22 protein-coding genes, 3 tRNA genes and 1 pseudogene are annotated in these 25025 nt (G+C 67.6%); 6 read left to right on the top strand and 20 right to left on the bottom strand.

The window, feature by feature from the left end:
• From R6V09_RS14045 to R6V09_RS14035, 3 genes are all read left to right on the top strand, one after another.
• Nucleotides 1-188 (top strand): hypothetical protein (locus R6V09_RS14045; RefSeq protein WP_317881725.1); only part of this gene is annotated, 188 nt, incomplete at its 5' end.
• Nucleotides 185-760, top strand: coding sequence for a Pycsar system effector family protein (locus tag R6V09_RS14040; protein WP_317881724.1), 576 nt, complete (start codon nt 185-187; stop codon nt 758-760). The genes R6V09_RS14045 and R6V09_RS14040, both read left to right, overlap by 4 nt.
• Before the next feature lie 45 nt (nt 761-805).
• Nucleotides 806-2080, top strand: coding sequence for a M48 family metalloprotease (locus R6V09_RS14035; RefSeq protein ID WP_317881723.1), 1275 nt, complete (start codon nt 806-808; stop codon nt 2078-2080).
• A gap of 79 nt (nt 2081-2159) precedes the next feature.
• Here the strand turns inward: R6V09_RS14035 and R6V09_RS14030 are convergent, their stop codons facing one another.
• From R6V09_RS14030 to R6V09_RS13980, 11 genes are all read right to left on the bottom strand, one after another.
• Complete coding sequence (locus tag R6V09_RS14030; RefSeq protein WP_317881722.1) at nt 2160-6059, bottom strand: DNA-directed RNA polymerase subunit beta'; 3900 nt, start codon at nt 6057-6059, stop codon at nt 2160-2162.
• A gap of 94 nt (nt 6060-6153) precedes the next feature.
• Nucleotides 6154-9639, bottom strand: a complete 3486-nt coding sequence (rpoB, locus tag R6V09_RS14025; RefSeq protein ID WP_317881721.1) for a DNA-directed RNA polymerase subunit beta — start codon at nt 9637-9639, stop codon at nt 6154-6156.
• 571 nt (nt 9640-10210) lie between these two features.
• Nucleotides 10211-10594, bottom strand: coding sequence for a 50S ribosomal protein L7/L12 (gene rplL / locus R6V09_RS14020; protein WP_106971837.1), 384 nt, complete (start codon nt 10592-10594; stop codon nt 10211-10213).
• Nucleotides 10595-10716: 122 nt separating this feature from the next.
• Nucleotides 10717-11247 carry a 50S ribosomal protein L10 gene (rplJ, locus tag R6V09_RS14015; protein WP_019055481.1) on the bottom strand — a complete coding sequence of 177 codons (531 nt, stop codon included), beginning with the start codon at nt 11245-11247 and terminating at the stop codon, nt 10717-10719.
• A gap of 265 nt (nt 11248-11512) precedes the next feature.
• Entirely contained in the window at nt 11513-12193 is a 681-nt protein-coding gene (locus tag R6V09_RS14010; protein WP_317881720.1) for a DUF1396 domain-containing protein, read from the bottom strand.
• Nucleotides 12194-12375: 182 nt separating this feature from the next.
• Nucleotides 12376-13320 (bottom strand): hypothetical protein, encoded by a 945-nt coding sequence (locus R6V09_RS14005; protein WP_317881719.1) that lies wholly within the window; start codon nt 13318-13320, stop codon nt 12376-12378.
• A gap of 158 nt (nt 13321-13478) precedes the next feature.
• Nucleotides 13479-14204, bottom strand: a complete 726-nt coding sequence (rplA, locus tag R6V09_RS14000) for a 50S ribosomal protein L1 (protein ID WP_200710700.1) — start codon at nt 14202-14204, stop codon at nt 13479-13481.
• 77 nt (nt 14205-14281) lie between these two features.
• Nucleotides 14282-14716, bottom strand: coding sequence for a 50S ribosomal protein L11 (gene rplK, locus R6V09_RS13995; RefSeq protein ID WP_006383482.1), 435 nt, complete (start codon nt 14714-14716; stop codon nt 14282-14284).
• A 168-nt stretch (nt 14717-14884) separates the two neighbouring features.
• On the bottom strand, nt 14885-15742 hold the full coding sequence (nusG, locus tag R6V09_RS13990; protein ID WP_317881718.1) for a transcription termination/antitermination protein NusG: 858 nt from the start codon (nt 15740-15742) through the stop codon (nt 14885-14887).
• 77 nt (nt 15743-15819) lie between these two features.
• Nucleotides 15820-16107, bottom strand: a complete 288-nt coding sequence (gene secE, locus R6V09_RS13985) for a preprotein translocase subunit SecE (RefSeq protein WP_019055477.1) — start codon at nt 16105-16107, stop codon at nt 15820-15822.
• Between the two features lie 113 nt (nt 16108-16220).
• Nucleotides 16221-16293, bottom strand: a tRNA-Trp gene (locus tag R6V09_RS13980).
• A gap of 259 nt (nt 16294-16552) precedes the next feature.
• On the opposite strand from R6V09_RS13980, the gene R6V09_RS13975 reads away from it, so the two are divergent.
• Both R6V09_RS13975 and R6V09_RS13970 read left to right on the top strand, forming a co-directional pair.
• Entirely contained in the window at nt 16553-17779 is a 1227-nt protein-coding gene (locus tag R6V09_RS13975) for a pyridoxal phosphate-dependent aminotransferase (RefSeq protein WP_317881717.1), read from the top strand.
• Between the two features lie 125 nt (nt 17780-17904).
• Nucleotides 17905-18945 carry an adenosine deaminase gene (locus R6V09_RS13970; RefSeq protein WP_317881716.1) on the top strand — a complete coding sequence of 347 codons (1041 nt, stop codon included), beginning with the start codon at nt 17905-17907 and terminating at the stop codon, nt 18943-18945.
• On the opposite strand, the gene R6V09_RS13965 is transcribed toward R6V09_RS13970, so the two are convergent.
• The 9 genes from R6V09_RS13965 to R6V09_RS13925 all read right to left on the bottom strand — a co-directional run bounded on the left by R6V09_RS13965 (nt 18926) and on the right by R6V09_RS13925 (nt 24564).
• Nucleotides 18926-19591, bottom strand: a complete 666-nt coding sequence (locus R6V09_RS13965) for a hypothetical protein (protein WP_317881715.1) — start codon at nt 19589-19591, stop codon at nt 18926-18928. The genes R6V09_RS13970 and R6V09_RS13965 overlap by 20 nt on opposite strands.
• Before the next feature lie 57 nt (nt 19592-19648).
• A complete protein-coding gene (locus R6V09_RS13960) occupies nt 19649-20704 on the bottom strand; it encodes a UDP-N-acetylmuramate dehydrogenase (protein WP_317881714.1) in 1056 nt (351 codons plus the stop codon).
• Nucleotides 20705-20845: 141 nt separating this feature from the next.
• Nucleotides 20846-22318 carry an MFS transporter gene (locus tag R6V09_RS13955; protein WP_317881713.1) on the bottom strand — a complete coding sequence of 491 codons (1473 nt, stop codon included), beginning with the start codon at nt 22316-22318 and terminating at the stop codon, nt 20846-20848.
• A 96-nt stretch (nt 22319-22414) separates the two neighbouring features.
• Nucleotides 22415-22987 carry a TetR/AcrR family transcriptional regulator gene (locus tag R6V09_RS13950; protein WP_317881712.1) on the bottom strand — a complete coding sequence of 191 codons (573 nt, stop codon included), beginning with the start codon at nt 22985-22987 and terminating at the stop codon, nt 22415-22417.
• Nucleotides 22988-23146: 159 nt separating this feature from the next.
• Nucleotides 23147-23575 (bottom strand): MaoC family dehydratase, encoded by a 429-nt coding sequence (locus R6V09_RS13945; protein WP_317881711.1) that lies wholly within the window; start codon nt 23573-23575, stop codon nt 23147-23149.
• A gap of 1 nt (nt 23576) precedes the next feature.
• Nucleotides 23577-24029 (bottom strand): MaoC family dehydratase N-terminal domain-containing protein, encoded by a 453-nt coding sequence (locus R6V09_RS13940; RefSeq protein WP_317881710.1) that lies wholly within the window; start codon nt 24027-24029, stop codon nt 23577-23579.
• A gap of 90 nt (nt 24030-24119) precedes the next feature.
• A complete protein-coding gene (rpmG, locus tag R6V09_RS13935; protein WP_003948671.1) occupies nt 24120-24284 on the bottom strand; it encodes a 50S ribosomal protein L33 in 165 nt (54 codons plus the stop codon).
• An 88-nt stretch (nt 24285-24372) separates the two neighbouring features.
• Nucleotides 24373-24445 (bottom strand) — tRNA-Met (locus R6V09_RS13930).
• Nucleotides 24446-24491: 46 nt separating this feature from the next.
• Nucleotides 24492-24564: transfer RNA gene (locus R6V09_RS13925), tRNA-Thr, on the bottom strand.
• A 267-nt stretch (nt 24565-24831) separates the two neighbouring features.
• Between R6V09_RS13925 and R6V09_RS13920 the strand changes: the two are divergent.
• A pseudogene (locus R6V09_RS13920) lies at nt 24832-25025 on the top strand (hydrolase); the annotation flags it as partial.

Raw genomic sequence — 25025 nt, 5'->3', positions numbered from 1 at the left:
CGCCCGGCGCCGCAACCGAGACTCGCGACTCGCAGTCCTCGGCCCCGGCGCCCGCTGCCGCACCCGAGGGCTCCGCCTGGCAGCCCCCGCCCGGATACGGCCGGACGCCGACCCTGCCGGAAGTGGCCGCGGGCTCGGAGGAGGAGGGCGTCGAGGAAGCCGACAGCCCGGACGGCGGCGGAGTATGACCACACTCGACCCCGCTCCTCCGCTGACGCCCACTCCCGCACCCCCACCGCTCCCCCACCCCGACACCAACACCAACACCACCGACCTCGTCCCCCTCTGCGAGCGGCTGCTCGCAGAGCTGCGTGGCGAAGTCGCCCGGGCCGATGGCAAGGCGTCCGTGTTGGTCGGGGCTCTTGGGATGACCGGGGGTGTGTTCAGCGGGTTGTTGGCGGGGCGGGGGTGGACCCCGGACGAGCTCTCGGCCATGGGCACCGTGCTGTGGTGGGCCGCGCTCACCGCGCTGGGGCTCTCACTGTTCGCCCTGCTGCTGGCCGTGCTGCCCCGCTACCGCTCCGAGCAGTGGACGCCCGGCCGGCCCCTCTCCTACTTCGGTGACATCCAACAGGCCGTCCGTCAGGGCCAGTTGGAGACCGCGCTCGGCGACACCCGGCGTGACCCCACGACCGGGCTGACCACGGCCCTCGCCGAGCTGAGCCAGATCGTCGCACGCAAACACCAGTGGATCCGTACCGGCCTGATCACCTTCTGCACCGGCACGGTACTGCTGCCCGCCTCACTGCTGATCGGCTGACCGCCGCACCGGCACCCGTCCCCGCCCTCGAAGGAAGCAAGCACCATGAGCCAACCACCACCGGGATACCCCGAGTACCCCGAGTACCCGGAATACCCCGAGCAGTCGGCGCAGGCACCTCAGCCGCAGGTACCCCCGCAGTACCCCACCCAGGCCGCCCAGCCACCCGTACCCCCGCAGTACCCCCAGCAGCAGCCGTCCTCACCCGCGTATCCACAGACCCCGTACACCTACCCGCAGGCCCCTCAGGCCCCGCAGCCCTACCCGCAGGCCGCCGCGCCGATACCCCCTCAGTACCCGCAGACTCCCCCGGCTCCGGCAGCGGCCCCGGCCGCCCCGCCCGCGCCCTCCGAGGACCCGGACCACCCGAACCACATCAACACCGATGCCCGCCGCGTCCACATCTCCAACCAGCAGCGCCACACGGACGCCACCGCGGTCGGCAACCTGCTGCTCTATCTGCCGAACTTCCTGTGCAGCCTCTGCGTCGTCGGCCTGTTCTCCGCCTTCTTCGGCAACCTCGCGTTCCTGGTGATCCTGCTCTGGCTGGCCAGCGGCGCACTCGTGTTCCACCGCCCCACCGAAAGCGCCCTCGCGCGCCGTTTGCTCCATCTGCGCTACCCCACTCCACAAGAACGAGCCAAAATCGAACCGGTCTGGCGGGAGGTCACGGCCCGCGCCGGCGTCGAAGGCCGTAACTACGAGCTGTGGGTCGAGGACAGCGACGGCCTCAACGCGGTCGCCGCGGCCGGCCACATCGTCGGCGTCACCCGGTTCGCCCTGAACCAGTTGCCCAACGGCGAGCTGGCGGCCGTCATGGCGCACGAACTCGGCCACCACGTCGGCGGCCACGCCTGGTCCGGGCTGCTCGGCTACTGGTACGCGATGCCCGGCCGGATGGCCTGGCGGATGCTGAAGGCGTTCTCCGTCGTCGCCTTCCACGTCTCGCGCGCCTTCGGCTGCTTCGGCGTCGCCTTCGTCGTGATGATCATCGGTGGTCTCGCGTTCGCCACGATCAGCACCCTCTACGGGCTGCCCCTGCTGATCCTGTGCGTGCCGTACGCGCTCGCCGCCGTCGGCCGGCGCGCGGAACTGCGCGCCGACGAACACGCCGCCGCCCTCGGTTTCGCCCCGATGCTGGCGTCCGTGCTCGACAAGCTCCACCAGGGGGAGCAGCGCGAACAGGCCGTGCAGACCGCGAAGAACGGCGGTGTGCCGGTCGAGGAGAGCGCGCTGAGCAAGCTGCTCTCCTCCCACCCGGACTACCACACCCGGCTGCACCACCTTGAGCAGTACCTCCAGCCGCAGCGGCCGTACTGAGCACGGCAGGACGGCATGACCAAGGGCGGCCACCCCGTACGAAACGGGATGGCCGCCCTTAGTACTTCAGAGCCAACTACTACTGGTTGTACGGACCGTAGTCGTAGTCCTCCAGCGGGACGGCCTGGCCGGAGCCGGTGCCGAACGGCGAGTAGTCGATGTCGTCGTAGCCGACGGCCGAGTACATCGCGGCCTTGGCTTCCTCGGTCGGCTCGACCCGGATGTTGCGGTAGCGGGACAGGCCCGTACCGGCCGGGATGAGCTTACCGATGATGACGTTCTCCTTGAGGCCGATCAGGGAGTCGGACTTGGCGTTGATCGCCGCGTCCGTCAGCACCCTGGTCGTCTCCTGGAAGGACGCCGCCGACAGCCAGGACTCCGTGGCCAGCGAGGCCTTGGTGATACCCATGAGCTGCGGACGACCGGAGGCCGGGTGACCGCCCTCCTGGACCACACGACGGTTCTCCTGCTCGAAGCGCGAACGCTCGACCAGCTCGCCGGGCAGCAGCTCGGCGTCGCCGGACTCGATGATCGTCACACGGCGGAGCATCTGCCGGATGATGATCTCGATGTGCTTGTCGTGGATCGACACACCCTGCGAGTTGTAGACCTTCTGGACCTCGCCGACCAGGTGGACCTGGACGGCACGCTGACCCAGAATGCGCAGCACGTCGTGCGGGTTGGTGGCACCCACGGTGAGCTTCTGGCCCACCTCGACGTGCTCGCCCTCGCTGACCAGGAGACGGGCACGCTTCGAGATCGGGAACGCCGTCTCGTCGCTGCCGTCGTCCGGGGTGACGACGAGCTTCTTGGTCTTCTCGGTCTCCTCGATCCGCACGCGGCCCTGGGCCTCGGAGATCGGGGCGACACCCTTCGGCGTACGAGCCTCGAAGAGCTCGACGACACGGGGCAGACCCTGGGTGATGTCGTCACCGGCCACACCACCGGTGTGGAAGGTACGCATCGTCAGCTGCGTGCCGGGCTCACCGATGGACTGGGCGGCGATGATGCCGACCGCCTCACCGATGTCGACCAGCTTGCCGGTGGCCAGTGAGCGGCCGTAGCACATGGCGCAGGTGCCGACGGCGGACTCGCAGGTCAGGACCGAGCGGGTCTTGACCGTCTCGATGCCGTGCTTGACCAGCTCGTCGATGAGGACGTCGCCGAGGTCGGTGTTGGCCGGGGCCAGCACCTTGCCGTCGACGGTGATGTCCTCGGCCAGCGCACGGGCGTACACGCTGGTCTCGACGTTCTCGGCCTTGCGCAGGACACCGTCCGCGCCGCGCTCCGCGATGTGCAGCTTGAGGCCGCGGTCGGTGCCGCAGTCCTCCTCGCGGATGATGACGTCCTGGGAGACGTCGACGAGACGACGGGTGAGGTAACCCGAGTCGGCGGTACGCAGAGCCGTGTCCGCCAGACCCTTTCGAGCACCGTGGGTCGAGATGAAGTACTCCAGCACCGACAGGCCCTCACGGAAGGAGGCCTTGATCGGACGCGGGATCGTCTCGTTCTTGGCGTTCGACACCAGACCACGCATACCGGCGATCTGACGCATCTGCATCATGTTTCCTCGGGCACCCGAGTCAACCATCATGAAGATGGGGTTCGTCTTGGGGAAGTTCTCGTTCATCGCCTCGGCGACCTCGTTGGTCGCCTGGGTCCAGATCTGGATGAGCTCCTGCGTGCGCTCTTCCTTGGTGATCAGACCGCGCTCGTACTGCTTCTGGACCTTCTCGTCCTTGGCCTCGTAGCCGGCGACGATCGCCTTCTTCGCCTCGGGCACGACGACGTCGGAGATGGCCACGGTGACACCGGAACGGGTCGCCCAGAAGAAGCCGGCCGCCTTCAGGTTGTCGAGCGTCGCCGCCACGATGACCTTGGGGTAGCGCTCTGCCAGGTCGTTGACGATCTCGGAGAGCTGCTTCTTGCCCACCGAGTAGTCGACGAACGGGTAGTCCTCAGGCAGCAGCTCGTTGAAGAGCGCGCGGCCCAGGGTCGTCTTCAGGCGGAAGGTGTCACCCTGCTGCCACTCCGGCTCGCCCTCCTCGCGGACCGGCGGCACCCAGCCACGCGGCGGGATGGTGCCCACCGGGAAGCGGATGTCCACGGCCGACTGGAGCGCCAGCTCGCCGCCGTCGAACGCCATCGTCGCCTCGGCCGTGGAGCCGAACGCGCGGCCCTCGCCCTTGACGTCGCGGAGTTCGCCGTCGGTGGTGAGGAAGAACAGACCGAGGACCATGTCCTGGGTCGGCATCGTCACCGGACGGCCGTCGGCGGGCTTCAGGATGTTGTTCGAGGACAGCATCAGGATGCGGGCCTCGGCCTGCGCCTCCGCGGAGAGCGGCAGGTGTACGGCCATCTGGTCACCGTCGAAGTCCGCGTTGAACGCGGTGCAGACGAGCGGGTGGATCTGGATGGCCTTGCCCTCGACCAGCTGCGGCTCGAAGGCCTGGATGCCGAGGCGGTGCAGCGTGGGCGCACGGTTCAGCAGAACCGGGTGCTCAGCGATGACCTCTTCGAGGACGTCGTAGACGACCGTGCGACCGCGCTCGACCATCCGCTTGGCGCTCTTGATGTTCTGCGCGTGGTTCAGGTCGACCAGGCGCTTCATCACGAACGGCTTGAAGAGCTCCAGCGCCATGGCCTTCGGCAGACCGCACTGGTGCAGCTTCAGCTGCGGACCGACGACGATCACGGAACGCGCGGAGTAGTCCACACGCTTGCCGAGCAGGTTCTGACGGAAGCGACCCTGCTTGCCCTTGAGCATGTCGGACAGCGACTTCAGCGGACGGTTGCCGGGGCCCGTCACCGGGCGGCCACGACGGCCGTTGTCGAAGAGCGCGTCGACGGCCTCCTGGAGCATGCGCTTCTCGTTGTTCACGATGATCTCGGGGGCACCGAGGTCGAGAAGCCGCTTCAGGCGGTTGTTGCGGTTGATCACACGGCGGTACAGGTCATTCAGGTCGGAGGTCGCGAAGCGGCCACCGTCCAGCTGCACCATCGGGCGAAGGTCCGGCGGGATGACCGGGACGCAGTCGAGGACCATGCCCTTGGGGCTGTTGGAGGTCTGCAGGAACGCAGACACGACCTTCAGCCGCTTCAGAGCGCGGGTCTTCTTCTGGCCCTTGCCGGTGCGGATGATCTCGCGAAGCCGCTCGGCCTCTTCATCCAGGTCGAAGGACTCCAGGCGCTTCTGCAGCGCCGCGGCACCCATCGAACCGTCGAAGTACGTGCCGAAGCGGTCACGCAGCTCGCGGTAGAGGAGCTCGTCGCCCTCCAGGTCCTGGACCTTGAGGTTCTTGAACCGGGTCCACACCTCGTCCAGGCGGTCGATCTCGCGCTGCGCACGGTCGCGCAGCTGCTTCATCTCCCGCTCGGCACCTTCGCGCACCTTGCGGCGCACGTCGGCCTTGGCGCCCTCGGCCTCAAGCTCGGCCAGGTCGGTCTCAAGCTTCTTGGCGCGGGCTTCGAGGTCGGAGTCACGCCGGTTCTCGACCTGCTGACGCTCCACGGAGACGTGCGCCTCAAGCGAGGGCAGGTCACGCGTACGGCGCTCTTCGTCGACGAACGTGATCATGTACGCCGCGAAGTAGATGACCTTTTCGAGGTCCTTCGGGGCGAGGTCGAGCAGGTATCCCAGACGCGACGGGACACCCTTGAAGTACCAGATGTGGGTGACGGGCGCGGCCAGTTCGATGTGGCCCATCCGCTCACGACGCACCTTGGCGCGGGTCACCTCGACGCCGCAGCGCTCACAGATGATGCCCTTGAAGCGAACGCGCTTGTACTTGCCGCAGTAGCACTCCCAGTCCCGGGTCGGACCGAAGATCTTCTCGCAGAAGAGTCCGTCCTTTTCGGGCTTGAGCGTGCGGTAGTTGATGGTCTCGGGCTTCTTGACCTCGCCGTGGCTCCACTGACGGATGTCGTCAGCGGTTGCCAGACCGATCCGGAGCTCATCGAAGAAGTTGACGTCGAGCACTATGCGTCAATCCCTCTCAGGGTTGTAAGTCATGGGGTCTGATACGGGGGTCCTGGGGCCGGAGGCCTTCATGACGAAGGCCTCCGAACTCCCGTCAGACCTCTTCGACGCTGCTCGGCTCACGCCGGGACAGGTCGATGCCAAGCTCCTCCGCAGCGCGGAAGACATCCTCGTCGGTGTCACGCATCTCGATGGACATACCGTCACTGGACAGCACCTCCACGTTCAGGCAGAGCGACTGCATCTCCTTGATGAGCACCTTGAAGGACTCGGGGATGCCGGGCTCGGGGATGTTCTCGCCCTTGACGATGGCCTCGTAGACCTTCACGCGGCCGGTGACGTCGTCGGACTTGATGGTGAGCAGCTCCTGGAGGGCGTAAGCGGCGCCATAAGCCTCAAGCGCCCACACCTCCATCTCGCCGAAGCGCTGACCACCGAACTGCGCCTTACCACCCAGCGGCTGCTGGGTGATCATCGAGTACGGACCGGTCGAACGGGCGTGCAGCTTGTCGTCGACCAGGTGGTGCAGCTTCAGGATGTACATGTAGCCGATCGAGACCGGCTCCGGGAACGGCTCGCCGGAGCGGCCGTCGAACAGGTTGGCCTTTCCGGAGGCCTGGACCAGGCGGTCGCCGTCACGGTTCGGGATCGTGGCCTCGAAGAGACCGGAGATCTCGTCCTCGCGGGCACCGTCGAAGACCGGGGTCGCGACGTTGGTACCCGGAGCGACCTGGTCGGCGCCGATGACCTGCAGGCGCTTCGCCCAGTCCTCGCTGAAGCCGGAGACGTCCCAGCCGCGGCTGGCGAGCCAGCCGAGGTGGATCTCCAGGACCTGTCCCGGGTTCATTCGGGACGGGACACCCAGCGGGTTCAGGATGATGTCGACCGGGGTGCCGTCCTCAAGGAACGGCATGTCCTCGATCGGCAGAATCTTCGAGATGACACCCTTGTTGCCGTGACGGCCGGCCAGCTTGTCGCCGTCGGTGATCTTGCGCTTCTGCGCAACATACACCCGGACCAACTGGTTGACGCCGGGCGGCAGTTCGTCGCCCTCCTCGCGGTCGAAGACGCGAACGCCGATGACCTTGCCGATCTCGCCGTGCGGCACCTTCAGCGAGGTGTCGCGCACTTCGCGCGCCTTCTCACCGAAGATCGCGCGGAGCAGGCGCTCCTCGGGGGTCAGCTCGGTCTCACCCTTGGGCGTGACCTTGCCGACGAGGATGTCACCGGCGACGACCTCGGCACCGATACGGATGATGCCGCGCTCGTCGAGGTCGGCGAGGACCTCCTCGGAGACGTTCGGGATGTCCCGGGTGATCTCCTCGGGGCCGAGCTTGGTGTCACGGGCGTCGACCTCGTGCTCCTCGATGTGGATCGAGGAGAGGACGTCGTCCTGCACGAGGCGCTGCGACAGGATGATCGCGTCCTCGTAGTTGTGACCCTCCCACGGCATGAACGCCACGAGCAGGTTCTTGCCGAGCGCCATCTCGCCGTTCTCGGTCGCCGGACCGTCCGCCAGCACCTGGTTGGCGATGACCCGGGAACCCTCGTCCACGACAACCTTCTGGTTGACGGACGTGCCCTGGTTGGAGCGGGAGAACTTGGCGAGGCGGTACGTGGTGTACGTGCCGTCGTCGTTGGCGGTGGTGATGTAGTCCGCGGAGACCTCCTGGACCACACCGTCCTTCTCCGACTTCAGGACGTCACCGGCGTCGACCGCGCAGCGGTACTCCATGCCGGTGCCGACCAGCGGCGCCTCGGACTTGATCAGCGGAACAGCCTGACGCATCATGTTCGCGCCCATGAGGGCACGGTTGGCGTCGTCGTGCTCCAGGAACGGGATCATCGCGGTCGCGACCGACACCATCTGGCGCGGGGAGACGTCCATGTAGTCGACGTCGTCACCGGGGACGTAATCGACCTCGCCGCCGCGGATGCGGACCAGGACGCGGGACTCCTCGAAGCGGAACTCGTCGCTCAGCGGCGCGTTGGCCTGCGCGATGACGAATCGGTCCTCTTCGTCGGCCGTCAGGTAGTCGACCTCGTCGGTGACGACACCGTCGGTGACCCGGCGGTACGGCGTCTCGACGAAACCGAACGCGTTGACGCGGCCGTAGGAGGCGAGCGAGCCGATCAGGCCGATGTTCGGGCCTTCAGGGGTCTCGATCGGGCACATGCGGCCGTAGTGCGAGGGGTGCACGTCACGGACCTCGAAGCCGGCCCGCTCACGGGAGAGACCACCCGGGCCAAGCGCCGACAGACGGCGCTTGTGGGTGAGACCCGACAGCGGGTTGTTCTGGTCCATGAACTGCGAGAGCTGGCTGGTGCCGAAGAACTCCTTGATGGAGGCGACGACCGGCCGGATGTTGATCAGGGTCTGCGGCGTGATCGCCTCGACGTCCTGGGTCGTCATCCGCTCGCGGACGACTCGCTCCATACGCGCCAGGCCCGTACGGACCTGGTTCTGGATGAGCTCGCCGACGTTGCGCAGACGACGGTTGCCGAAGTGGTCGATGTCGTCGGTCTCGACGACGATCGAGGCGCCGTTGTCACCGACGGTCTCGGTCTCGCCGGCGTGCAGCTTCACCAGGTACTTGATCGACGAAATGATGTCCTCGACGGTCAGCACACCGGCGTCCAGCGGGGCTTCGCTGCCCAGCTTCTTGTTGACCTTGTAACGGCCGACCTTGGCGAGGTCGTAGCGCTTCGGGTTGAAGTAGAGGTTCTCAAGAAGCGTCTGCGCGGCCTCGCGGGTCGGGGGCTCGCCCGGACGCAGCTTGCGGTAGATGTCGAGAAGCGCGTCGTCCTGGCCCTGGGTGTGGTCCTTCTCCAGGGTGGCGCGCATGGACTCGTACTCGCCGAACTCCTCCAGGATCTGCTCGGTCGTCCAACCGAGAGCCTTGAGCAGGACGGTGACGGACTGCTTGCGCTTGCGGTCGATGCGGACACCGACCATGTCGCGCTTGTCGATCTCCATCTCCAGCCAGGCACCCCGGGACGGGATGACCTTGGTCGAGAAGATGTCCTTGTCGGACGTCTTGTCGATGGAGGAGTCGAAGTAGACACCCGGCGAGCGGACCAGCTGCGACACGACGACACGCTCGGTGCCGTTGATGACGAAGGTGCCCTTGTTGGTCATGAGCGGGAAGTCGCCCATGAAGACCGTCTGGGACTTGATCTCGCCGGTCTCGTTGTTGGTGAACTCAGCGGTTACGAAGAGCGGGGCGGCGTACGTGAAGTCGCGCTCCTTGCACTCGTCGATGCTGTTCTTGGGAGGTTCGAAACGGTGGTCGCGGAAGGTCAGCGACATCGACCCGGAGAAGTCCTCGATCGGAGAGATCTCCTCGAAGATCTCCTCCAGACCGGACTTCGTGGGGACGTCCTGACCCGACTCCAGAGCCGCCTCGACCCGACTCTGCCAGGCGGAGTTGCCGAGCAGCCAGTCGAAGCTCTCGGTCTGCAACGCGAGCAGGTTGGGAACCTCGAGGGGCTCCTTGATCTTTGCAAAGGAGATGCGCAGCGGGGCGGTGCTGGCGCCGTTGTTCATATTCGCGGTCGAGGCAGTGCGCGAGGCGGCCAAGAGGGGGTCCTTCCGAGGGCTCGGACTCACTACGCGCGTACCGGCCCCTCTCAGGCGCAAGGAGACATGGACTTCCTGAGACGGCCCGGAAAGGCCAGGTCAGAGATGGTCCGGTCATCGATGCTCAAGTGAGGGCATGCCCCTGGTGACGGGCAGGGAGCAGCTAACAGGCAGCGCAAAGGGTCAGTGTAGCCACTTGGCGCACTGATGTCCAGCCCCGCTTTTTTGAGACCCTCGTCGTGCTCAACACCCTCGGCAAGCTCACGTCCTCAACGCGTTGATACTGCCCTCTTCGCCACCGATCCATGCCTCGGATTCGGATCCTTGTGACGACGCGTCCTGAGAATTGCGCGCTGCGTGCGGTTCGTCAAGGCCTCCATGGCCCACACCACATACCACCAGGGATCCTTGGAGGCACGAAGAAGATCACCATACTCCGCCAACCCCTGATCGCAAGGCTGCCGCTCACCCGACCCAGGAACGCCGAAAAGCGACCACCCAGATGGATGATCGCTCTTCGGTGCCCAGGCGTTACAAGGTCCTTGGGACCTCGTCCACGGCCTGGACGGTGTTACTTGACCTCGACGGAGGCGCCGGCGGCCTTGAGGGACTCGGCGGCCTTCTCGGCGACGTCCTTGGCGACCTTCTCGACGACGGGCTTGGGGGCGCCGTCCACGAGGTCCTTGGCCTCCTTGAGACCCAGCGAGGTCAGCTCACGCACGACCTTGATGACCTGGATCTTCTTCTCGCCGGCGCCGGTGAGGATGACGTCGAACTCGTCCTGCTCGGCCTCGGCCTCGACAGCGGCGGCCGGACCGGCCGGACCGGCAACGGCGACCGCGGCGGCGGCGGTGACGTCGAACTTCTCCTCGAACGCCTTCACGAACTCGGAAAGCTGGATGAGGGTCATGGTCTCGAACTCGGCGAGCAGTTCGTCCTGGGTGAGAGCCACGATGGCTTCCTTCCACTAATTTCGGCTGGTGCCGGTGTGTACATGTCTGGCGGGCGTACGTTCGGCCCGCTACGACCGTTGCCTTGGGCGGGCTGCCTCAGGCGGCGGTCATGCTGCGAGCCGAATTACTCGGCACCGCCCTGCTCTTCTTGCTTGGCGCGAAGGGCGTCCACCGTGCGGACGAGCTTCGACGGAAGCGCCTGGAAGAGCTGCGCAGCCTGAGTCTGCTTGCCCTTGAAGGCACCCGCCAGCTTGGAGAGCAGAACCTCGCGGGACTCAAGGTCCGCGAGCTTCTTGATCTCGTCGGCGGACAGCGCCTTGCCGTCAAGGACACCGCCCTTGATGACGAGGTTCGGGTTGTCCTTGGCGAAGTCACGAAGACCCTTCGCCGACTCCACCGGGTCACCGGTGATGAAGGCGACCGCCGTCGGACCGTTGAACAGGTCGTCGAGCGTAGAGATCCCGGCCTCGTTGGCCGCAATCTTGGTCAGCGTGTTCTTCACCACGGCGTACTGGGCGTTCTCACCGAGCGAACGACGCAGCGTCTTGAGCTGCGCCACGGTGAGACCCCGGTACTCGGTCAGCACGGCGGCGTTCGAGTCGCGGAACTGGTCCGCGAGCTCGGCTACCGCGGCAGCCTTGTCGGGCCTTGCCATAGAGCGTCGGCCTCCTTCCGGGTGATGAGGACCGCTCAGAAGGGGCTGGGACAGAGAAAACGCCCCGGCGCAGGCGCACGGGGCGTAGCTCGACCGGAAACAGCATTCCCGGGAGCACATCCAGTTCACCTGCGCGGGTCGTCCACTGTTCAGCGGATCCTTCGGTCACCACACCCTTTGACAGGCACGGCAACGACCAGCGGTCTTTGGCTTCTCCGGAAGAGTACGGGACCCACACACGCCCAAGCAAATCCGCCCGTACGGCTCAGCCCTGGGCGTCCTTCATCAGCTGGGCGAGGTCGGTGGTGTCCTTCGCCGGCGGGACGGTGACCGTCATGTCGAGCGGGCCCTTGTCGGCCTCGCCGCGCATCCGGAACCGCTTGGTGTGGTGGTCGCCGTCGACCCACATGTCCATGGTGAGCGCGTCGACGCCCATCTTCTCGTACTGCTCGACGCTCTTCGCGCGCCGCTCCCGGGCGGCCTTGTCCCCGCTCTCGGCCGCGGCGGCCTTGACGTCGGCGAGGGTGACCCGGCCCGCGTAGTGGGTGGTCCGCACCCCGTCGACGGTCTCGGTGCCGACCTTCTTCACGTCCTTGGCGCCGGTGAGGAAGGCGGCCTCGGCGGCGGTCATGGAGTTGGCGCTCAGATCGTTGGCCGCCCTGCCCAGGGCGGACGCGTCGAGCTTCAGTCGGCTCTTGCCGCCCGTCTCCTTCGCCGCCTCGGCGACACCGTTGACGTGGAGCGCCTTGCCTACGACGCGCGGCTCCACGGTGTCACCGGACTTGGCCGAGCTCATCCTCATGCTCAGCGCCCGAGGCTCGGTGCTCAGCGCCGCCCCGCCCTTGATGGCCCCCTCCTGCGGCATCTCACCGGCCGTCCGGTAGCGGAGCAACGTGATGTCCTCCGTCTCCCTCGCCGCCTTCGCTACGGCGGCCACGGACGCCATGTCCGGCGGCTGGTCCGCGACAAGCTTCGAGCAGCCGACGGCACCGGCGGCGACGAGCAGGTCGGCGAGCCCGGCGAATTCCCGTGAGCCTCGGCGAGCTCCCGTGGGCGCCCGCGAAGTCCCTTGGTCCCGACCGGAGTTGGCCCCGGCCGGACTTGCGCCCGGCCGGAGTTGTCATCCGCTCAGGAGCTGGTGCCGGACCCGGTCGCCGTGTCGGCGCTGCCCGGGGTCACCCCCTGCTTCTTCAGCAGTGTCATGAAGTCCTCGGTGTCGCTCGCCGGGGGCACGGTGGCCTCGACCTTCACGCCGTAGTCGCTGTAGTAGGCGGTCTGGGTGTACTCGCCCGACGACATCTCGCCCTTCTCGACCTTCTTGACCAGCAGGTCCTTGGCGTTGATCCAGATGTCGACTTGCTCCGTGGAGACGCCTGCCGAAGTGAGCTGCTTCTTCAGGCCTGCGAGCTGGCTCGCGGTGAGGTTGGAGTTCTTGGAGGCGAGGTCGGCCACGTTCACCGTGCCCGAGTAGTGCGTGGTCTGCTGGCCGCGGACCGACTCCGCGCCGACCTTCTTGACGTCCCCGGAGGCGAGCAGGAGCTTCACCGACTGGTTCGGGGTGGAGTTCTGCATCTGGTCCTTGAGGTACGCGCCGGAGCTGCCGCCGAGCTTGGCCAGGTCGTCGTACGCGTACTTGATCCAGTGCTTGCCACCGGCCTGCTCGGCGAACTTCTCGCCCATCTTGGCGTAGTAGGCGTCGGGCAGATAGCGGGCCTCCATCGAGGTACTGCCGGCCGCGCGCATCGCATCGGCCATCGTGCCGCCGGTGTAGTTCATCGTGAGGGTGCCGCTGATGCCGTCGCTCCAGCCGAGGTTGCCCTTGGCATCCATGGACATCAGGGAGCCCAGGACCGTGGAGGACTCGACCTTGGCGGAGTCGGCCTTGTCGGTGGACTGCTCGGCGCTGCGCAGGGCCGCTATGGGGCTCACGTGGGCCGTGCCCTTGCCGACCGCCTTGTCGTCCTTGCCAGAGCTCCCGGTGGAGCCCGAGGAGCCACCACAGGCGGCCACCGAGGCCAGCGCGGTCCCCACCGCGATCGAGAGACCCACCCTGCGCACGGTCCTGCTCTTCATTCGTCCCCCACCCCTAAGCGATTGCTGTGCCTGCCCCAAACGCTAGCGCAGTGCACTGACACCCCGTACGAAAGAGGACGAGCCCCGCACCTCGAAGGTTGCGGGGCTCGTCCAATTCTGACGCGTACGCGACGCGGCTACCGGGGTGAGCGCGGGGCTCAGACGGCGGCCGGGTCCTCCTCGACGAGGAGGTTGCGGGTGCGGTTCGGGTCGAGCGGAATGCCGGGGCCGATCGTGGTGCTGATCGCGGCCTTCTTGATGTAACGACCCTTGGCGGCGGACGGCTTCAGACGGAGGATCTCCTCCAGGGCCGCGCCGTAGTTCTCCACCAGTTGGGTGTCGTCGAAGGACGACTTGCCGATGATGAAGTGCAGGTTCGAGTGCTTGTCGACGCGGAACTCGATCTTGCCACCCTTGATCTCGGTGACAGCCTTGGCGACGTCCGGGGTCACGGTGCCGGTCTTGGGGTTCGGCATGAGACCACGGGGACCGAGCACGCGGCCGAGGCGGCCGACCTTGCCCATGAGGTCCGGGGTGGCGACGACGGCGTCGAAGTCCAGCCGGCCCTTCGCCACCTCGTCGATCAGCTCGTCGGAGCCGACGATGTCGGCGCCCGCGGCGGTCGCGGCCTCGGCACGGTCACCGGTCGCGAAGACCAGGACCCGGGCGGTCTTACCGGTGCCGTGCGGGAGGTTCACGGTGCCACGGACCATCTGGTCGGCCTTGCGCGGGTCTACACCCAGGCGGAAGGCGACCTCGACGGTGCCGTCGAACTTGCTCGTGGAGGTCTCCTTGGCGAGACGGACGGCCTCAAGCGGGGCGTAGAGCTTGTCCCGGTCAATCTTGGCGTCCGCAGCGCGGAGAGACTTGCTGCGCTTGCTCACTACTGCTCCTGATGTGTTCTGAGGAGTCGTGGTACGGACCGAGCAGGTCCCACCACAATCACTTCTGCGGGTGAAGGTCAGCCCTCGACCGTGATGCCCATGGAACGGGCGGTGCCGGCGATGATCTTCGACGCGGCGTCCAGGTCGTTGGCGTTCAGGTCGGGAAGCTTGGTCGTGGCGATCTCACGGACCTGCGCCTGGGTGATCTTGGCGACCTTGGTCTTGTGCGGCTCGCCCGAGCCCTTCTCGACACCGGCGGCCTTGAGGATCATCTTCGCGGCCGGCGGAGTCTTGGTGATGAAGGTGAAGGAGCGGTCCTCGTAGACCGTGATCTCCACCGGGATCACCCAGCCACGCTGCGACTCGGTCGCCGCGTTGTAGGCCTTGCAGAACTCCATGATGTTGACGCCGTGCTGACCGAGCGCGGGGCCGACCGGCGGGGCCGGGTTCGCCGCACCGGCGTTGATCTGGAGCTTGATAAGCCCCGTGACCTTCTTCTTCTTGGGAGGCATTGCTCTCTCCGGGTCCTAGTGAGAGTGTTCGGCCGCCGTCCGGTTAATCCGGATGGAGGCATACCGCACAACGATAACGGGTATCCATGTGCAGCTAAAAACCGAGCAGGTCAGAGAGGCTTTTGACAGCCCGTCTGACCTGCTCGGAAGACGTACGTCCAGGGAGAACTAGTTCTTCTGGATCTGGTCGAAGGAGAGCTCCACCGGCGTCTCGCGGCCGAAGATCTCGACGAGACCCTTGACCTTCTTCGAGTCGGCGTTGATCTCGTTGATGGTCGCCTGCAGCGTCGCGAACGGCCCGTCGGTGACGGTGACCGAGTCGCCCACCTCGAAGTCCAGCACCTGGACCTCGACCTTGCGCTGCGGCATCGGCTTGCCCTCGGCCTCGGCCGCCTCACGCGCGGCCTTCTCCTCGGCCTCCGGAGCGAGCATCTTGACGATCTCGTCCAGGGTCAGCGGGTACGGGTCGTAGGCGTTGCCCACGAAGCCGGTGACGCCGGGGGTGTTGCGGACGACGCCCCAGGACTCGTTCGTCAGGTCCATGCGGACCAGGACGTAGCCCGGGAGCTTGTTCTGCTTGATGGTCTTGCGGTCGCCGTTCTTGATCTGGACGACCTCTTCCTGCGGCACCTCGGCCTGGAAGATGTAGTCCTCGACGTTCAGCGAGACGGCGCGCTGCTCCAGGTTGGTCTTCACGCGGTTCTCGTAACCGGCGTACGTGTGGATGACGTACCACTCGCCGGGGAGGGTGCGGAGTTCCTCGCGCAGGGCGACCACCGGGTCGACGGGCTCGGCCGGCTCGGCCTCTTCCTCGTCGTCCTCGGCCGCGGTCTCGTCGTCGAGGTCCTCGGCCGCTTCCTCGTCCTCGTCCTCGACGTGCAGGGCGGCTTCCTCGGCGGGCTCGCCCGCGTCGGCGTCGGCAGCCTCGACCTCGTCCAGCTCCTCGTCCGCGCCCTCGACGATGTCGAGTTCGTCTTCCACGGACTCGTCCGGCTCGACGGCCTCGTTCAGGTTCGGGTCAGACACGTGGCTGCTTCTTCCTGGATACATGGGGGTGGAACACGCGAAAGGGGCGCCGGTCAGGGCGCCCTTCGCTTCCGGCCTCAGCCGAAGACGTACTTCGCGGCGTGATTCAGTCCGTAGTCAATCACGGTCACCAGACCGATCATGATGACGACGAAGACGATCACGACGGTCGTGTACGTCGTCAGCTGGTTGCGCGTCGGCCAGACGACCTTGCGGAGTTCCGCGACGATCTGGCGATAGAAGATGCCGAGTCGCTTCAGCGGGCCCTTCTTGGCGCGCTTACCGCCCTTGCGGGCCTTCTTCTTGGACTCCGACACCTCGTCCTGGGCATCAGGCATGTCGATGGAGCCCACGGCGTCCGCCATTCATCCTCACCTGTTCCCGGGTCGTGGCCGTGCCGCGCCCGGTCTGAGCCGCACGGCGGTGCATTGCTGTACGTACATGCGCTGCGCACACATCTTGGTGAAGCTGTGTGTAGCAGGGCCGGAGGGACTTGAACCCCCAACCGCCGGTTTTGGAGACCGGTGCTCTACCAATTGAGCTACGACCCTTTGTGACATCCCCAACGTACCGCATCCACCCGGGTGCTCGGTGTGCACCAAGTAGGGCGCGGCTGCTGAAGGCCAACGAGGTAGGAGTGTACGTGCTCCTGGGGCGGTCGTCGAACAGAAAGTGCCTGTACGGGGATTGCCGACGGAAGATCGCCCAGGCAGGGGCGGGAATCCGGACGGTTGTTCAAGGCCCGCCCGATCCTGTTCAGTCTGTGAAACCGGTGTACCGGGCGGGTTTCGGGTCTGAAACGATGGGCCCATGAGCGCCTCAACCCCTCCCACCGAGCGCCGGGTCTCCGCCCGAGTCGGCGCGATCTCCGAGTCCGCCACCCTCGCCGTGGACGCCAAGGCCAAGGCCCTCAAGGCCGCCGGGCGTCCGGTGATCGGCTTCGGCGCGGGTGAACCGGACTTCCCGACCCCGGACTACATCGTCCAGGCCGCCATCGAGGCCTGCTCGAACCCCAAGTACCACCGCTACACCCCGGCCGGCGGTCTGCCGGAGCTGAAGGCCGCGATCGCCGCGAAGACGCTGCGCGACTCGGGCTACGAGGTGGACGCCTCGCAGATCCTGGTCACCAACGGCGGCAAGCAGGCCATCTACGAGGCCTTCGCCGCGATCCTCGACCCGGGCGACGAGGTCATCGTCCCGGCGCCGTACTGGACGACGTACCCGGAGTCGATCCGGCTCGCGGGCGGTGTCCCGGTGGACGTCGTCGCCGACGAGACGACCGGATACCGCGTCTCGGTCGAGCAGTTGGAGGCCGCGCGCACCGAGAACACCAAGGTCGTCCTCTTCGTCTCGCCGTCCAACCCGACCGGCGCCGTCTACAGCGAGGCGGAGGCCGAGGCGATCGGCCGCTGGGCCGTCGAGCACGGCCTGTGGGTCATGACGGACGAGATCTACGAGCACCTGGTCTACGGAGACGCGAAGTTCACCTCGCTGCCCGCGATCCTGCCGGAGCTGCGCGACAAGTGCATCGTGGTCAACGGTGTCGCCAAGACGTACGCCATGACCGGCTGGCGGGTGGGCTGGATCATCGGCCCGAAGGACGTCGTCAAGGCCGCGACCAACCTCCAGTCGCACGCCACCTCGAACGTCTCGAACGTGGCCCAGGTCGCCGCGCTGGCCGCCGTCTCCGGCAACCTGGACGCCGTCGCGAAGATGGGCGAGGCCTTCGACCGCCGCCGTAAGACGATCGTGCACATGCTGAACGAGATCGACGGCGTGCTGTGCCCGGAGCCCGAGGGCGCGTTCTACGTCTACCCGTCGGTCAAGGCCCTGCTCGGCAAGGAGATCCGCGGCAAGCGCCCGCAGGACTCGGTCGAGCTGGCCGCGCTGATCCTGGAGGAGGCCGAGGTCGCGGTCGTCCCGGGCGAGGCCTTCGGGACCCCCGGCTACCTGCGGCTGTCGTACGCCCTGGGTGACGAGGATCTCGTCGAGGGCGTCAGCCGCATCCAGAAGCTGCTGGCGGAGGCCACGGCCTAGCCCACTCAATTTGAGTGGGCTGGCGGGCCGTTCCCTTCGGGGAGCGGCCCGCTGCTTTGTGCGAGCAAGACCACTTCTGAGGAAAGTGGTATCGGCACGCCGGAAACGTGCGGCAGGATTCCCGGATGGAGCGTGTACGTGATGTCTCTGAACTGCCGAAAGCCCATCTGCACCTGCACTTCACCGGGTCGATGCGGCCGACCACCGTGCTGGAGCTGGCCGACAAGTACGGGGTGCGGTTGCCCGACGCCCTGACCGACGCGCTGACCAGCGGGGAGCCGCCGAAGCTGCGGGCGACGGACGAGCGGGGCTGGTTCCGTTTCCAGCGGCTGTACGACGCCGCGCGGTCGTGCCTGCGGGAGCCCGAGGACATCCAGCGGCTGGTGCGCGAGGCCGCCGAGGAGGACGTCAGGGACGGCTCGGGCTGGCTGGAGATCCAGGTGGACCCGACGTCGTACGCGCCGCGCCTGGGCGGGCTGATCCCGGCGCTTGAGGTCATCCTGGACGCGGTGGAGACGACCTCCCGCGAGACCGGGCTCGGGATGCGGGTGCTGGTGGCCGCGAACCGGATGAAGCACCCCCTGGACGCCCGCACACTGGCCCGGCTGGCCGTGCGGTACGCGGACCAGGGAGTGGTCGGTTTCGGCCTCTCGAACGACGAACGCCGGGGTATGGCACGGGACTTCGACCGGGCCTTCGCGATCGCCCAGGAGGGCGGCCTGCTGTCGGCCCCGCACGGCGGCGAACTGGCGGGCCCGGCCTCGGTGCGCGACTGCCTGGACGACCTGCACGCGACCCGGGTCGGCCACGGGGTGCGCGCGGCGGAGGACCCGCGGCTGATGAAGCGGCTCGCCGACCGGGGCATCACCTGCGAGGTGTGCCCGGCGTCGAACGTGGCGCTGGGCGTCTACGAGAAGCCCGAGGACGTGCCCCTACGGACCCTCTTCGAAGCGGGCGTCCCCCTCGCGCTCGGCGCCGACGACCCGCTCCTGTTCGGCTCCCGGCTGGCGGCCCAGTATGAGATCGCCCGCCGCCACCACGCCTTCTCGGACCGCGAACTGGCCGAACTGGCCCGGCAGTCGGTACGGGGTTCGGCGGCCCCGGAGGACATGAAGACCAAGCTGCTGTCGGGCATCGACGACTGGCTCAGCGCCCCGGTCTCTTGAAGTGCGCGTACGGCGGATACGGCTTGAAACCGATCAGCACCTCGGGAGGGTGCCCGCCTGCGCGCGTGGGCTCCAGCTCGTGCTGCAGACCGGCCATGAACGCCGAATGCCCTTTGACGACCCCCTTGTGCCGCGGCCCCCAGCCGGCCGCGTAGGCGAAGGCGGTGGCGGCATAGGAGAACACCTCACGGCCGCCGATGAGGAAGTACGTCCGCGCGTGCGTCGTGTGCCGCAACAGTCCGCGGTCGTACGGCCGCTCCAGCCACGCACGCGCGTGCCGCTCGGTACGGGCCTCGTCCGTGCGCACGGTGAGCGGTGTGCCATGCCTGAGCGCCCGCCGCAGCTCGGGCCACTTGGCGGGCCGCAGCCCCGCCTCCTGGTGCGCCAGCACCAGATCGACGAGCTCCCCGCACCCCTCGTCGGGCGGCACGCCGCCGCGCAGCGGAACGTGCACGATGGTGTGCCGCGAGCATGCGGCGAACGCGAACAGCCCCGCGAGCCGGCTCAGTCCGTCGTGGTCCCCCATGAGCATCCCGATCGGCGCCGGGTCGCGCAGTGACGTGTGGCGCAGGGGTTGCCTGGGCTGGACGACACGGTGCTCGTGGGGGCCGGTCCTGGGCCTGAACTGGGTGAGTCTCAGCTCCATCTGGGGTGCCTCATGCGGCAAGGCTGGCGGTCGGGAGGGGTCCTCGGCAAGGCGTTTTCAGAGGCTGACGCCGACCGTCACCGGCTCGTTGACGAGGGTGATCCCGAAGGTGTCGTGGACGCCGGCGACGACCTCGCGGGCCAGGGCGAGCAGGTCGGCGGTGGTCGCCTCGCCGCGGTTGGTGAGGGCGAGGGTGTGCTTGGTGGAGATGCGGGCGGGCCCGCTGCCGTACCCCTTGGTGAAGCCCGCCTTGTCGATCAGCCAGGCTGCGGAGGTCTTGGTGTGCCCCTCCCCCGCCGGATAGGCGGGCGGCTCCGCACCCTCCCCGAGGCGCTCCCGCACGCGCGCGTGGAACGCGGTGAACTGCTCCTCGGTGAGGATCGGGTTGGTGAAGAAGGAACCGGCGGACCAGGTGTCGTGGTCCTCGGGGTCCAGGACCATGCCCTTGTCGGCGCGCAGCGCGAGGACGGTCTCGCGGGCCTGCTTGAGCGGCACCCGGTCGCCGGGCTCGACTCCGAGGACCCGGGCCGTCTCGGCGTACTTGACCGGCGCCGACAGCCCGTCAGCGTCCTCCAGTTGGAAGCGGACGCGCAGCACCACGTAGCGCTCGGGCTCGGCCTTGAAGCGGCTGTGGCGGTACGAGAAGGCGCACTCCTCGTTGGTGAGGGTGACCGTCTCGCGGGTGGTGCGGTCGTAGGCGACGACCTCGGTGATGGTGGCGGAGACCTCCTGGCCGTACGCCCCCACGTTCTGGATCGGGGTCGCGCCCGCCGATCCGGGAATCCCGGCGAGGCACTCGATGCCGGCGAGCCCGGTCTCCGCGGTGCGGGCGACGGCATCGGTCCACACCTCGCCTGCCGCCAGCTCCAGCCGTGTGCCGTCGAGCACGAAGCCGCGAGTGGCGATACGCAGGGCGGTGCCCTCGAACCCCTTGTCCCCGATGACGAGGTTCGACCCGCCCCCGATGACCAACAACGGCGTCCCGGAGTCATCGGCCGCACGGACGGCGTCGATCACCTCGGCATCGGTATCGGCGGTGATCAACCGGGTCGCGGGGCCACCCAACCGGAAGGTGGTCAGCGGGGCGAGGGGAGCGTCGTGGAGTTCCTGCACGGGGCCAAGACTACGAGACGGGACTGACAACACCGGGCTCGGTGGGGGTGGGGTGCACGCGCGCGTGGGGCCCCGCCTGTTTTGGTGGGGCCCCACGCGCGCGTGCCGTTGTTCGTTCTCAGTCGTGCCGGTTGTTCGTGTTCAGTGGCCGGCCGACTCCATGACCGGCTCGGCCCCAGAGCCGTCGGCCGACTCCGCGCGCTCCGCCGACTCGGCCACCTTCACGAGCTCCGCCGCGCGGCGCCTCGTCGGGATCAGCAGGGTCGCGATCCCGGCGAGAGCGACGACTCCCGAGCCCGTGACCAGCGCGGGCTTCAGGCCATCGACGAAGCTCTGCCCGGTCTCGTAGCCGCCCTGCGCCGAGAAGATCGACGCCATGACCGCGACACCGAGGGCGCCACCCACCTCGCGGAGCGCGTTGTTGGCGCCGGAGGCGATGCCCTGCTCCGCCGGGCGGACGCTGGACATGACCAGGTTGGCGGCCGGTGCGAAGAACAGGGCCATGCCGATCCCGCTGAGGATCAGACCGGGCAGCTGAGCGGCGTAGGAGACGTCGGTGGTGACGATGTACGCCATGTAGCCGAGACCGGCGGCCTGGAGGAAGAGGCCGGCGGCGACGACCGGGCGGCCGCCGACGCGGTCGGACAGGATGCCGGCGACGGGCGCGACCAGCATCGGCATACCGGTCCAGGGGAGCATCCTGAGGCCCGCCTCGGTGGGCGAGTAGCCGAGCACGCCCTGCATGTACTGGCTGAGCAGGAAGATCGACCCGAACATCCCGAGGAACATCAGCAGGCTCGCGGCGTTGATCCCGGAGAAGGCGCGGGAGCGGAACAACCGCATCGGGAGCATGGGGTTCTTGGCGTTGACGCTGTAGAGGACGAAGCCGGCGAACAGCGCGCTCCCCGCGAACAGCCCGGTGAGGACGAGCGGGCTGGCCCACCCGTCGGCGGGTCCGCGGACCAGGCCGTAGACGATCCCGAAGAGGCCGCCGCTGGCGAGCAGGGTGCCGGGGAAGTCGAGCGGGGCGCCGGTGCCGTGGGACTCGGAGAGGCGCAGGCGGGCGAGCGGGAGCAGTGCCAGGCCGAGCGGGACGTTCAGCCAGAAGATCCAGTGCCAGGAGACGTGTTCGGTGAGGCTGCCGCCGATGAGCGGTCCGGAGGCGACGGCGAGTCCGTTGACGGCTCCCCAGATGCCGTAGGCCATGCCGCGTTTGGCGGCGGGTACGGCCGCGGTGAGCAGGGTCAGTGTCAGCGGCATCATGATCGCCGCGCCGACGCCCTGGACCGCGCGGGCCGCGATCAGGGACTCGATGCCGGTCGCCATGGCCGCGGCGGCGGAGGCGCCGGTGAATATGGTGATGCCGACGAGGAAGAGCCGGCGGCGGCCGAACCGGTCGCCGAGGGCCGCGCCGAACATCAGCAGCACGGCGAAGGTGAGCGTGTAGGCGCTCACGGTCCATTCCAGGTCGCCCAGCGCGCCCCCGAGGTCCTTGCGGATGGAGGGCAGGGCGGTGGTGACGACGAGGTTGTCGAGGGCCGCCATGAAGCCGGCGACGCTGGTGATGACGAGGGCCCAGACCATGCCCCCGCGCGGTGCGGTCTGTTCTGACATCGCTCCCCCAGTGTGGGTGATCGCTACCGATGATTAGTTATTGATGACTAACTTTGACGCTCATGAAAAGGCGCGGAATCCGCCTCTCGCCCGCCGCTACGACTTCTCCAGCCGACCGGTGACACGAGCCTCCGGGTACATCCCCTCCCAGACCCTGTGCTCAGGCGGGAAGCCCATGGCCGCAAGGGTGTTGATCAGCATTCCGTGCGCCATGAAGGTCGCGGTGTCGTTCACATCCGCCCCCATGGACAGATACACGATGTCCCAGAGCCTCATCCAGCCCTTGCGTACGGCCTCGCCGAACTCGTGGTCGCCCTCCGCCTCGGCGGCGGCCACCGTGATGTAGGTCTGCATCTGCATCTGGAGCTTCTCGGGATACTCCGTGATGAGCCGCACGTAGGCGTCGGCCATGGCATGCACGGCCTCTTCGCCCTCCAGCCCCTTGGACGACTCCTCCACGACCTGGCACACGTCCTCGACACACCTGAGCGAGGCCGCCGCGAAGATCGCCTTCTTGCCCGGGAAGAGCCGGAAGAGATACGGCTGCGAGACACCGACCCGCTTGGCGATCGCCTCCGTGGAGGTGCCGTAGTACCCCCGCTTCGCGAACTCGGCGACCGCCGCGCGGACGACGCTCTCGCGCCTCTCCTCTGCGCTCATCCTGACCATGCGAGAAAGTTAGTACTCAATCACTAACCAAGTCAAGAGGTGTGAGTCACGGCACACGGGCGGGCCGGGCGGTGTCACTGCAAGTCACCAAGTCGGGCCGAGCCGACCTGCGCGTAAGGGGCGCCCGCAGTGGCGGACGCCCCTTACCTCAGCTCAAGTTCACGGCAGTCGTACGACGGCCCGTGACATTCCGAGCACCTTCTGCCCGGCGCTGGTCGCCGTGAGGTCCACGCGGACCCTGTTGTCGTCGAGCTTGGCGGTGACCTTGGCGCCGACCTCGACGGTCGCGCCCTGGTCGTCGTTCGGGACGACGACGGGCCTGGTGAAGCGGACGCCGTACTCGACGACCGCGCCCGGGTCGCCGGCCCAGTCGGTGACCACACGGATCGCCTCGGCCATGGTGAACATGCCGTGCGCGATGACGTCCGGGAGTCCGACCTCCTTGGCGAACTTCTCGTTCCAGTGGATCGGGTTGAAGTCCCCGGAGGCGCCCGCGTACTGGACGAGGGTGGCGCGCGTCACGGGGAAGGTCTGGGCCGGCAGCTCGGTGCCGACCTCGATGTCGTCGTACGCGATCTTCGCCGTCATGTCAGCTCCCCTCCGCCGCGCGGGCCACCAGCTTGGTCCAGGCGGTCACCACGTGTTCGCCCGCCTCGTCGTGGACCTCGCCGCGGATGTCCAGGATGTCGTTGCCCGCCATCGACTTGATCGCCTCGATCGTGGAGGTGACCGTGAGACGGTCACCGGCGCGCACGGGGCGGACGTAGACGAACTTCTGGTCGCCGTGCACCACGCGGCTGTAGTCGAGGCCGAGTTGCGGGTCCTGGACGACCTGTCCGGCGGCCTTGAACGTGATGGAGAAGACGAAGGTCGGCGGGGCGATCACATCGGAGTGGCCGAGCGCCTTGGCTGCCTCCGGGTCCGTGTATGCCGGGTTGGCGTCCCCCACCGCCTCCGCGAACTCACGGATCTTCTCCCGGCCCACCTCGTAGGGGTCGGTGGGCGGGTAGGTCCGCCCCACGAAGGACTGGTCGAGCGCCATGACTCGGCACCTCCTGATGCGTCTGCTCTGCTGATAACGACACGAGGCCGCCCCCAACGTGCGGGGACGGCCTCGTGTACGAGCCTGTATTTATCGCGTTTCGCGGTGCGCGGTGTGCGCATTGCAACGCGGGCAGTGCTTCTTCATCTCCAGTCGGTCCGGGTTGTTACGCCGGTTCTTCTTGGTGATGTAGTTCCGCTCCTTGCACTCCACGCAGGCCAGCGTGATCTTCGGGCGGACGTCGGTGGCAGCCACAGGAGTGCTCCTTGACGAACGGATGGGACTATGAACGCATAACAGAGTAGCCGATCGAAGGACCGACCCCACAATCGGCTACTGTCAGTAGCGGTGACCGGACTTGAACCGGTGACACAGCGATTATGAGCCGCTTGCTCTACCGACTGAGCTACACCGCTGTGATGGGATCGGTTCCCACCTTGCGGTAGGAACCTCTCACACCAGAGCCCCAATACGGAATCGAACCGTAGACCTTCTCCTTACCATGGAGACGCTCTACCGACTGAGCTATTGGGGCGAGCGATGAAGACATTACACGCTCCGCCGCCGTTCACCCAAATCCGTTTCGCGGCACCGCTCCAGCCCCTTCCACGGCTCTCACGAAGGCCTCTCGGGCCCCTCCCGCACGGCGGACCACACCGGTACGACTATTGCGCTCCTCCGCGCCGCGAGCGGATCACCGCCCTAGGCTCGACTCACTCTGCGTGATCTTGCGCCCCTTTGCGCAGCCCCCCGCCGTGAGCCCCGAAGCCGAGCCCGCGAAGCCCTGAGCCCCTGGAGCGCGATGCCCGACAGCCAGCCCCAGCCGTCCCACTCGTCGTCGGGTTCCTCGGGCTCGTCGGGACCGGCCGACCCGGCCGCGCTCCTGTTGTGCGGGGCCCGGCTGACCGACGGCCGGATCGTGGACGTACGGCTGGGCGGCGGGCGCATCGAGGCGGTCGGGACGGCGGGCAGCCTGGCGACGGACGCCACGCGAAC

This window comes from Streptomyces sp. W16 (assembly GCF_033194735.1).
GTDB lineage: Bacteria > Actinomycetota > Actinomycetes > Streptomycetales > Streptomycetaceae > Streptomyces.
The sequence above is the reverse complement of the archived record's forward strand: the minus strand, read 5'-3'. Positions and strand labels throughout refer to the sequence as shown.

Coding starts and splice junctions, on each gene's coding strand:
- R6V09_RS14040 (WP_317881724.1), top strand. CDS start 185: ATGACCACACTCGACCCCGCTCCTCCGCTGACGCCCACTCCCGCACCC.
- R6V09_RS14035 (WP_317881723.1), top strand. CDS start 806: ATGAGCCAACCACCACCGGGATACCCCGAGTACCCCGAGTACCCGGAA.
- rplJ (WP_019055481.1), bottom strand. CDS start 11,247: ATGGCAAGGCCCGACAAGGCTGCCGCGGTAGCCGAGCTCGCGGACCAG.
- R6V09_RS14010 (WP_317881720.1), bottom strand. CDS start 12,193: ATGGCGTCCGTGGCCGCCGTAGCGAAGGCGGCGAGGGAGACGGAGGAC.
- R6V09_RS14005 (WP_317881719.1), bottom strand. CDS start 13,320: ATGAAGAGCAGGACCGTGCGCAGGGTGGGTCTCTCGATCGCGGTGGGG.
- rplK (WP_006383482.1), bottom strand. CDS start 14,716: ATGCCTCCCAAGAAGAAGAAGGTCACGGGGCTTATCAAGCTCCAGATC.
- secE (WP_019055477.1), bottom strand. CDS start 16,107: ATGGCGGACGCCGTGGGCTCCATCGACATGCCTGATGCCCAGGACGAG.
- R6V09_RS13975 (WP_317881717.1), top strand. CDS start 16,553: ATGAGCGCCTCAACCCCTCCCACCGAGCGCCGGGTCTCCGCCCGAGTC.
- R6V09_RS13970 (WP_317881716.1), top strand. CDS start 17,905: ATGGAGCGTGTACGTGATGTCTCTGAACTGCCGAAAGCCCATCTGCAC.
- R6V09_RS13965 (WP_317881715.1), bottom strand. CDS start 19,591: ATGGAGCTGAGACTCACCCAGTTCAGGCCCAGGACCGGCCCCCACGAG.
- R6V09_RS13955 (WP_317881713.1), bottom strand. CDS start 22,318: ATGTCAGAACAGACCGCACCGCGCGGGGGCATGGTCTGGGCCCTCGTC.
- R6V09_RS13950 (WP_317881712.1), bottom strand. CDS start 22,987: ATGGTCAGGATGAGCGCAGAGGAGAGGCGCGAGAGCGTCGTCCGCGCG.
- R6V09_RS13945 (WP_317881711.1), bottom strand. CDS start 23,575: ATGACGGCGAAGATCGCGTACGACGACATCGAGGTCGGCACCGAGCTG.
- R6V09_RS13940 (WP_317881710.1), bottom strand. CDS start 24,029: ATGGCGCTCGACCAGTCCTTCGTGGGGCGGACCTACCCGCCCACCGAC.